The following is an 8,861-nucleotide window of genomic DNA, read 5'->3' as shown; positions in this document are numbered from 1 at the left end:
TAGGCCGGTGAGTGGAACGAACTTGGTGACGCCGCCGATATTGAGGAAGGTCTGGGTTGCGAGGACGGTCACGAGTCCGAGACCGACCAACCGGCCAGCGTTGTCGCGTGCTCGGGAGGCAACCACGAGGCCTCGGCCGAACAGGATCAGGAAGAAGAGGATCACGATCGCGCATCCCGCGAACCCCAATTCCTCCCCGATCACCGAGTAGATGAAGTCCGATTGGGCGATGGGGGTATATTCCGGGCTTCCGCGTCCGAATCCTTCTCCCCAGAGTCCCCCGGAGAACATCCCGGACAATCCCTGCAGGATCTGCCAACTCCCTCCCGTGGGATCACGGAAGGGCTCAAGCCAAGCCGTCACGCGGCGCTCCCCGTGAGGCAGCACAGTCAGGACGACCCCGGTCAGTGCAACCGCGCTGATTCCGCCGAAGAGCAGATAGCCCAAGCGCCCGGTCCCGACAAAAAGCATCGTCAGCAAGGCGATGCTCAAAATGATGAAGAGTCCGAGGTCGCGTTGGACGACCAAGAGGCCGGCCAGCACCAGCCAGAAGCCGGTAAGCGGCAGCAGGGCCCGCCATGGCGGTAGTGGCAAACCCTTTCCCCAAGAGCTGAGCGCCTTCGTGTTGCGCACGATAAAGCCCGCCACGAACAGCACGATCGTCACCTTCAGGATCTCGCTCGGCGTGACCAAGCCTGCGGCATAGACGCCGCCTCTAAAGCGCTGCCCGAACATCAGTAAGGCCGCCAATAGTCCAAGCGAGAGCGCGGCCCAGACCCAGATCCAGCGTCCCTGCACGACGGCCCCGTAACGTCCACGCATGAGGATGATGGCGGTTGCTCCCATCAGGACGAGCCCGATCGGGAAAAGGGTCAGATTGAGCGAGATCGTCCCCCCGGCTTCGAACGATCCCATGCGGTACTGGGCCAGCATCCCGAATCCCGAGAGAAAGGCGACGGCGACCAGAATCAATTGATCGCCCCGAAATCGAGCCATCACCAACATCAGGTGAAGCGCCAGCAGCGAAAGGGCATAGAGCCCGAGCGGCAAGAGGTCGGGTAGGTCGATCACCTCGCCGCCGACGTGTGTCGAGCCCCACAGCATCAAGAATCCAAGCGCGATACAGACGACGCACCAGGCCAAGAGCGCGCGCTCCGGCGCGCGTAGATCCCAGGTGTCAGGGATGTCGAGCGGTCCGTTCGCCCGACTCATTCGATCAACCCCAAATCGAGCGACCGCAACAAGAGATCTCTCGCCATCGGCGCCGCCGTGGTCGAGCCATAGCCACCGTGCTCGACCAATACGGCCACTGCAAGCTGAGGCCGATCGGCGGGTGCAAAGCCGACAAACCAGCTGTGCGCCGCGCCATGCGGGTTCTCGGCGGTTCCGGTTTTGCCCGCGATCGCGAGTCGATGGGTCTCGATCCCGCGGCCTGTTCCGCTGACGACGACCTGCCGCAGCATGGCCGAAAGGCGTTCGGCGACCGAGGTGCTCATGAAATAGCCCAGAGGCGCGGGTTCATCCGTCTCGATCAGCCGCGGTCTGACGGCGAGGCCCCGATTGCCCACCGCGCCCGCAATCAGTGCCATGTGTGCCGGTGTCACGAGGGCGGCGCCCTGACCTATCGCCATCTGGGCGAGTCCATAACGGTCCGAAGCGTCGAGCCGCGGGATCTCGCCCGTGCGCATCGACCAGCTCCCGTAGGGCGTCTCGTGCAGGATGATCCTGCGATTGAGCTGCATTCGCTCGGTCATAACGTCAAAGGCATGGTGTCCGTAGTGCACGCCGAGCTGAGCGAAAAAGACGTTCGAAGATCGCGCAAACGCCGTGGCTAGATCGAGGCGCCCGTGTCCCGCCCAAGCCGAGCCGCGTTCCTTGGCTGCATAGTATTCATGGTCGCGAATCTTTCGGTAGCGCGCGGATGTCGTGAATCCATCTGCAGGACACTCGAGCGCCCCGGAGAAACCCTGCTCCAGCGCCAAAGCGGCAAGGAGGATCTTGAAGGTCGAGCCCGGTGGATAGAGGCCCTGAGTGGCGCGGTTCAGCAAGGCCGCGCCGGGACCTGAATCCTGGAAGAGTGCCGAGCTGATCCGGTTCGGGTCGTAGGAGGGTGTGCTCACGAGCGTGCGAATCGCTCCGTCGTCGGGTCGCAAGATGACGATCGCCCCTCGCTGACCCTCAAGGAGACCAAAGGCCATCCGTTGAAGCTCGGCATCGAGTGTGAGTGTCAGGTCCTGTCCGCGCGGGCGCTTGTCCTGCGTCACGAGCTGGCGACCGAGCTTCCCCCAGTCGCCGAATCCGTTCGGCGCACCGCCGTTGAGTCGCACGTTCGCTACCGACTCCATCCCCGCAGCCCCGAACCAGGGGTGGCTATAACCCACCACATGCGCGAAGGCAGGTCCGTCGGGATAGAGGCGATAGACCTGCCCGAGGATCTCCTCGCTGTAGGCGAGCACCTCGCCGCGATGATCCAGGATCCGCCCGCGCTGGATCCGATGTGCCGGGTTCAGCTCGCGCCTGTCGTGCAGCTGCATAAAGGCGATGAACTGCGGGCGAGATGTGCCGATCAACTGCCATGTCGCTTGATAGACCAAGATCCCGGTAAACAGGAGGGTCAAGAGAACGATCGGAACGCGCGCGGACCATTTGGGGCGCGGCAGATGTCGCAGCTCGGTGGTCCAGCGGGCGTCGAGCATCGACCTGAGCAGATAGGCAGCAGCAAGAAAGAAGCCGACATGCAGTGCCACGCGAATCAGCGACCAGAGCTCCGGATCCAGGTGTGTCGTCATGCGGGCACGTTGCTCGAAAACTCTGCCGCCTCGGTCCTACTCCGGGCTCGTGTTCCACTCAGGATGCGGTCTGAATCCCGAGCCAGGTCGTTCGGAGAGTGACAGGCTCCCGCCGTGCAAGCGCGGCGGGACCCCGAGATCTTCGGCCAGCCAGTCCGAGGTGGCGAGCCCGTGAGGGAGCATGCTGCCGGAAGCGGCCGCCAGCTGGGCGGTCGGCCAAAGTCCGGCGGCGCTCTCCACGACACCGGTAACCACGACCTCGATACCGGCCGTGGTGGCACGTCGCGACAGGTCGAGTGCTGAGCGAAGACCGCCCACGACGGCCGGCTTGATGACGATGCGCCTCACGCCCAGCCCGCCGAGATCCATATCCGCAGACAGGCCCGCCAGGCTTTCGTCCCGCGCCAGCGGAAAGTCTGCACGCTCCTGAAGCGCATGCAGGCGGCTCGGGTCGGGGATGCGTAATGGCTCTTCGAGCGACTCGATCGGGAGTCCAGTCAGGCGATCGAGGATACGGCATGCCTCCTCAAAGCCCCAGGCCCCGTTGGCGTCGAGCCGAAGTCGCATCGCGGCCGGCATGACGAGTGCGAGCGCCGTGAGGCGGGCAATCTCCGAGTCGGGCTCTTCGACGCCGATCTTGATCTTCACCACAATGAAGCCGGTCCCCGCCGCCCGTTGAAGATCGGCCGCCTTCAGGGTCGCGAGTGCACCGAGGATCCCGTTGACCGAAACGGCATCCGATGCGTCGCCGGCCAACAGCCGGCGCAGGGGAACCCCTTCTACTTGGCTCAGGAGGTCGAGCAAGGCGCATTCGAGCGCGAAGCGCGCGGCCGGCGTCACGGTGAATCGATCGTCCAGCATCTGCAGGAGCTCCCCCACCGATCTGCCGAGCGCGCAAGCTTGGACACCCGACAATGCGGATTCCGCCGATTCGTGATCCTCCGTTCCCGCCGCTGGAATCGGCGCACAATCTCCGAAACCGATCGCCCCATCCGTCCCCGCGCAGACCAGCCATCCGCGTCGTCGTCGAAACCCGCCCCGCGCACTGTGCCAGTCGCGACGCAGCGGAAGATCATACGGACGGATCCGAAGTCGATCGATCCGCAGATGATCCATCACCCTAAAGCGCGTCCGGAGTGAAATGCGTCATTTTCATTTGTGTCGGTGTCAAAAATTATTCCGACCTTCTTGGAGAGGCGGTTCAACATTCGATAGTCTAAACCGCGCCAGCTCCGACAGTTCTCGGAGCTGGCGCGGCCAATCCAATCCAATAAACGACGCATACCACCGGGCGCGGTTTAGATCCGGCTCAGACCGAATCCGAGGAGCAGCAGCACCGTCACGGCGGCCTGGAAGAGCCCCGTTTGTCCCAGAAGTGGATTGATCTGCTTGCCGGTTGCGCCGCGAACGAGCTTGAGGGTCAGAAGACCGCCGAGCGGGATGGCGAGTAGTAGCGGCCATGCGATCGCCGGGCCGAAGCTGAAGAGCAGGATCGCGATCGATGCCAGCAGCAGCAGGCCATACAATACACGCGCCCTCGGTCGGCCCAGATAGTGGCACAGTGTGCGCCGTCCAGCGATGCGATCGGTCTCCAGATCCCGGTAGTTGTTCAGCAGCAAGACAGCGGCAGCCGGCAGCCCCAGTGCAATGCCGACCATGAGCGCCGGCCAGTCGAAGGTCAAGGTCTGCAGGTAATAGGTTCCACCCACGGCAGCGAGCCCGAAGAACAGCAGCACATAGAGCTCGCCGAACGGGCCGTAGGCGATCGGACGCGGCCCGCCGGTGTAGGCATAACCTGCGACCAGGGATGCGATCCCGATCGCGAGGATCGGCCAGCCGCCGCGCACCACCAAGGCCAGCCCGATGACGAAGGCGAGCCCGAACGCCAGATGTGCCGCCCGCTTGACCTGCTCGAGGCTGAACCAGCCCTGCGCGGTCGCCCTCGGCGGACCGAGACGATCGGCCGTGTCCGTCCCACGCTCGTAGTCGGATGCATCGTTGTGCAGGTTGGTGCCGATTTGGATCGACACCGCCGCGATCAGGGTGAGCACCGCCGTGACGGCGGCAAGCTCTCCGGTCTGAAAGACGGACAGCCCGATCCCGGCCGCGACCGGGGTCATGGCAAGGACCAATGTCTTGGGGCGCGCCGCCGCGATCCAGAGTGCGAGATTCGACCCGGAGTCCGACACTCTAGGGGCGCCGCGGGAACTTGCCGAAATCGGGCTCGCGTTTCTCAAGGAAGGCATCGCGTCCTTCCTGTCCCTCCGCGGTCGTGTAGAAGAGCGCGGTGGCATTCCCGGCCAGCTCCTGGATACCGGCGAGTCCGTCCGTCTCGGCGTTGAAGGATGCCTTGAGCACACGCAGCGCGGTCGGGGACAGTCGGTTCATCTGCCGGCACCAGTCGAGCGTGACGGACTCCAGCTCGCGCAGCGGCACCACGGTGTTGACGAGCCCCATCGCGAGCGCCTCCTGCGCATCGTATTGACGGCACAGGAACCAGATCTCCTTGGCCTTCTTCAGGCCGACGGTCCTGGCCATAAGGCCGGCCCCGAAACCGCCGTCGAAGCTGCCGACCCGCGGCCCGGTCTGGCCGAAGCGGGCATTGTCCGCCGCGATCGTCAGGTCGCAGATCAGGTGCAGCACATGCCCGCCGCCGATCGCGTAGCCCGCGACCATCGCCACGACGGGTTTCGGAAGCGTGCGGATCTGACGCTGCAGCTCGAGCACGTTCAGGTGCTCGACCCCTGCCTCGTCGCGGTAGCCCTCGTCACCCCGGATGCGCTGATCGCCGCCCGAGCAGAAGGCCAGATCGCCCGCGCCGGTCAGGATGATGACGCCGACACGCGGATCCAGATGTGCGCGACGGAAGGCGTCGATGAGCTCGCGCACCGTCTGCGGCCGAAAGGCGTTGCGCACCTCGGGCCGGTTGATAGTGATCTTGGCGATCTGCTCCGCCTGTTGGTAGAGGATGTCTTGATAGAGGTCGCCGGGGGGCGTCTCCCACACCACGGGGCTCGGTCCCTCGCTTTCGGTTTGACCGGCCTGCTGACTGAACGCTGACGACACCTTGGAACCTCATTCACTCTCGATGATGGATTGCTCGCGAACGCCGTTCCAGAACGCGCGGTGCGTGTGCAGGCTCAGCTCCGCATCCAGACGGACCTCGATGAGTCCGGCCGGCTCTGCGCGCATCCCGGCGTCGATTGCCTCGGCCCAGGCTTGCGCGAAGCCCGAGGCGTCGTCGACCGACCGATGCGCGAGCCCGAAAGCCCGCGCGAGGGCATCAGGCTGCACGCGCTGCGGCGTTCGCCAAAGCGGCTCGAACCCCGCCATTCCGCGCTGCGGCAGAGTGTCGAAGATACGGCCGCCGCCATTATTCAAGACAATGCACGGGCGGTCGAGCCTCTCCATCAGCAACAGGCCGCTGAGGTCGTGGATGAACGACAGATCGCCCAGAAGTCCGGCGACGCCGCGTGTTGGCTCCGCCCGGCCTGCGTTCAGCCCGGCTAGTGTCGAGCTCTGTCCGTCGATCCCGCTCGCACCGCGCTGGCCGAAGACCCGCAGCGGCTTCTCCGACTGCCCCGACCAGGTGTCGAGCTGACGAATCGGCAGCGAGTTGGCGCAGAAAAGGCCGTCCCCCGCGGGGAGACGTTCCAGCAGATCGGCGATGAGGTGACCCTCGCACCAAGGCGACTGCTCCAGGAAGGCCCGGGCGAGCCGATCGAGTGTCCGCTCTGCGGCGCTCCAGCGCCCGATCCAGGTCCTGCCTGAGCTGCGGTCCCCTTGGCCGCCAATGCCGTCGACCTCCACGAGGCGATAAAACGCCGTCGGGTCCGCGGTGATGCGGGCCACAACGTCATGGGTCGGATCCGTCCAGCGCTCGGCTGGATCGACCAGGATGGACGGGATCCCCTCGAGCCAGCCGGACAGCATCTTGGAGACGGGTGTTCCGCCGAACCGGATGACCCAGTCCGGTCTCAGCGCCGCTGCGGCCGCGGGGTTGCGCAAGAGGCTGTCGTACCGCGTGATCCGCGCGCCCGGCGCCGGCCGGAAGCGAAGGCCGGACAGCGGATCGGCCAAGACCGGGGCGTCGAGCCGCTCGGCACAGGCGAAGATGGCCTCGGCCGACGCCTCCGAGGGCCTCATCGGGCCGCAGCAGATGATTCCGCGACCGCCGAGGAGTGACCTGAGCCCTCGCAGCCACTGCGGTGTGTCGAAGGAACGCACCTGGTCAGTGGCCGAGGCAGGAGCCCCGTATCCATGGTCCGGGGCGCTTTCAGGCCCACCGAGGGGTCCGAGCGGCTCGGCTGTGCAGGATGGCCCCGGGACGAGCGGCTCGCGAAACGGGAGATTCAGATGCACCGGACCGGGCCGAGGCCCCAGACTGACGAGCGCTGCGCGCAGCCCGAGTGCACGTATCGCCTTGAGCGCGTCCGGATCTTCTTCGGCCGGACCCGGATCATGACACTCGCGTGTGAATCCGCCGAAGAGACGCGTCTGATCGATGGTCTGGTTGGCACCCCAGCCGCGCAGCTCGGGCGGGCGATCCGCCGAGAGCAAGATCAGCGGGACGCCGGACTCGGAGGCCTCGATGACGGCCGGAAACCAATGGGCGAGGGCGCTGCCCGAGGTGCACACGAGCGCAACCGGCCGAGCCGATGCCTGCGCCAGTCCCAAGGCGAAGAAGGCGGCGCTGCGCTCGTCGAGGATGGGTGTGAGTTCCACCAGTGGTTGTCGTTGAGCCGCCATCACGAGCGGCGTCGAGCGCGAGCCGGGCGAGAGCACGACCCGTCGCACACCGCCGCGGACCAAACCATCGAAGAGCGCGAGCGCCCAGCGCAAATTCCGACAGCCCTGATCGGGCGTCTCGGTATGGCTCATGCGAACTGCAGCGCCGTCGACATGGCCGCGAGCTTATGCTCGGTCTCCTGCCACTCGGAGTCCGGGTCGGAGCCCGCGACGATCCCCGCTCCGGCGTAGAGGTCAGCCGTGCTCTCGTGGATCTCGGCGCAGCGCAACAGCACCCAAAGCTCGCCGGTGAGATCCGGCTCGATGATCCCGGCCGCACCTGTGTACCAACCGCGCCGGATCGGCTCGGATCGGCGCAGCCAGGCGCGCGCCAACTCGCACGGATGACCGTTGGTGGCCGGCGTGGGATGCAGCAGCTCGGCGAGCTGGAAGACGTCCATGCCGGGGTCGAGCTCGGCGCGCACCAGGCTCCAGAGATGTTGCGCGTTGTTGAGCTGCATCACCCGAGGTCCGTCCGGCGGCTCGATGTGACGGCTGCAATGGCCGAGCGCATCGGTCACGGCGTCGACGACGACCATGTGCTCGTGCAGGTTCTTGCGCGAGGTCTGCAGGGCGCTCGTAAGCTCGGCGTCGCGGTCGGCACTCGCGGCGCGGCAGACGGTCCCGGCGATCGCGTCCACCTCGATGCGATCGCGCTGTTGGGTGAAGAGGCGCTCCGGCGTGGCCGCGACGAAGCTGGTCGCGTGTCGGCGGATCGACACCACCTGACAAGAGGGAAACAGATAGGCCAGGGCGGCGTTCAACCGAGTCAGGTCGAAGCGCCGGCGACCCTCGAGCCTGAGCCGCCGACAGACGACGACCTTCTCCAAATGCGCCTGCTCGATCTGCTCGAGAGCGGACAAGACGAGGTCCTGCCAGCGTGCCCCATCCGGCTCGGTCCGCCCCTGATCGAGCCGTGCCGGTGTCAGCGGATCGAGCGCCGGCTGATTCAGCCGCGGGATGATCTGCTCCAAGCGCGCCTTCCAGCGCGCGAAGACCTCCTCGCGTGCGACCGGCAATGCGGTCGAGAGGATGATCGCCGCCTGACCGGCGCGCGAGGACAGCGCAAGCTCCGGAAGCCAGAGCAGTGCGTTGGGCAAGGTGTCCGGCTCGACCGGTGCGTCGGGCACGGGCGAGGATGCGAAGCCAAGCATCGCAAACCCCGAGAAACCGGTCTCGTCCGGGTCGAAATGCTCCCAGTGCGCCGCCATCCGTTTCGCTGCCGTACGCAAGGTCTGAAGACGTGCCTCGCCCTGAGCGGTCCATTCGCCGGCGATGCCGTAG

The 8,861-nt window shown here is 66.0% G+C and carries 7 protein-coding genes; all 7 read right to left on the bottom strand.

The window, feature by feature from the left end; genetic code table 11:
* Window positions 1–1,212, bottom strand: a 1,212-nt coding sequence (locus GPT33_RS14545; RefSeq protein WP_296810151.1) for an FtsW/RodA/SpoVE family cell cycle protein, incomplete at its 3' end; no start/stop codon positions are given.
* Complete coding sequence (locus GPT33_RS14540) at window positions 1,209–2,789, bottom strand: penicillin-binding transpeptidase domain-containing protein (protein ID WP_296810149.1); 1,581 nt, start codon at window positions 2,787–2,789, stop codon at window positions 1,209–1,211. The genes GPT33_RS14540 and GPT33_RS14545, both read right to left, overlap by 4 nt.
* Window positions 2,790–2,825: 36 nt before the next feature.
* Window positions 2,826–3,905: an o-succinylbenzoate synthase gene (gene menC / locus GPT33_RS14535; protein ID WP_296810147.1), complete on the bottom strand. Its 1,080-nt coding sequence runs from the start codon at window positions 3,903–3,905 to the stop codon at window positions 2,826–2,828.
* Window positions 3,906–4,087: 182 nt separating this feature from the next.
* Complete coding sequence (locus GPT33_RS14530) at window positions 4,088–4,978, bottom strand: 1,4-dihydroxy-2-naphthoate polyprenyltransferase (RefSeq protein ID WP_296810145.1); 891 nt, start codon at window positions 4,976–4,978, stop codon at window positions 4,088–4,090.
* 1 nt (window position 4,979) lies between these two features.
* Entirely contained in the window at window positions 4,980–5,855 is an 876-nt protein-coding gene (gene menB, locus GPT33_RS14525; protein WP_363929385.1) for a 1,4-dihydroxy-2-naphthoyl-CoA synthase, read from the bottom strand.
* A gap of 9 nt (window positions 5,856–5,864) precedes the next feature.
* A complete protein-coding gene (gene menD, locus GPT33_RS14520; protein WP_296810142.1) occupies window positions 5,865–7,670 on the bottom strand; it encodes a 2-succinyl-5-enolpyruvyl-6-hydroxy-3-cyclohexene-1-carboxylic-acid synthase in 1,806 nt (601 codons plus the stop codon).
* A partial coding sequence (locus tag GPT33_RS14515; protein WP_296810141.1) for an isochorismate synthase occupies window positions 7,667–8,861 on the bottom strand: 1,195 nt, incomplete at its 5' end. The genes GPT33_RS14515 and menD, both read right to left, overlap by 4 nt.

The sequence above is a fragment of the Thiocapsa sp. genome (assembly GCF_011390875.1).
GTDB lineage: Bacteria > Pseudomonadota > Gammaproteobacteria > Chromatiales > Chromatiaceae > Thiocapsa.
This window is presented reverse-complemented; position numbering and strand designations above follow the sequence as displayed.

What these genes read in the sequence shown, in the direction of transcription:
- GPT33_RS14540 (WP_296810149.1), bottom strand. Translation starts at nt 2,789, where the DNA reads ATGACGACACACCTGGATCCGGAGCTCTGGTCGCTGATTCGCGTGGCA.
- menC (WP_296810147.1), bottom strand. Translation starts at nt 3,905, where the DNA reads ATGGATCATCTGCGGATCGATCGACTTCGGATCCGTCCGTATGATCTT.
- menD (WP_296810142.1), bottom strand. Translation starts at nt 7,670, where the DNA reads ATGAGCCATACCGAGACGCCCGATCAGGGCTGTCGGAATTTGCGCTGG.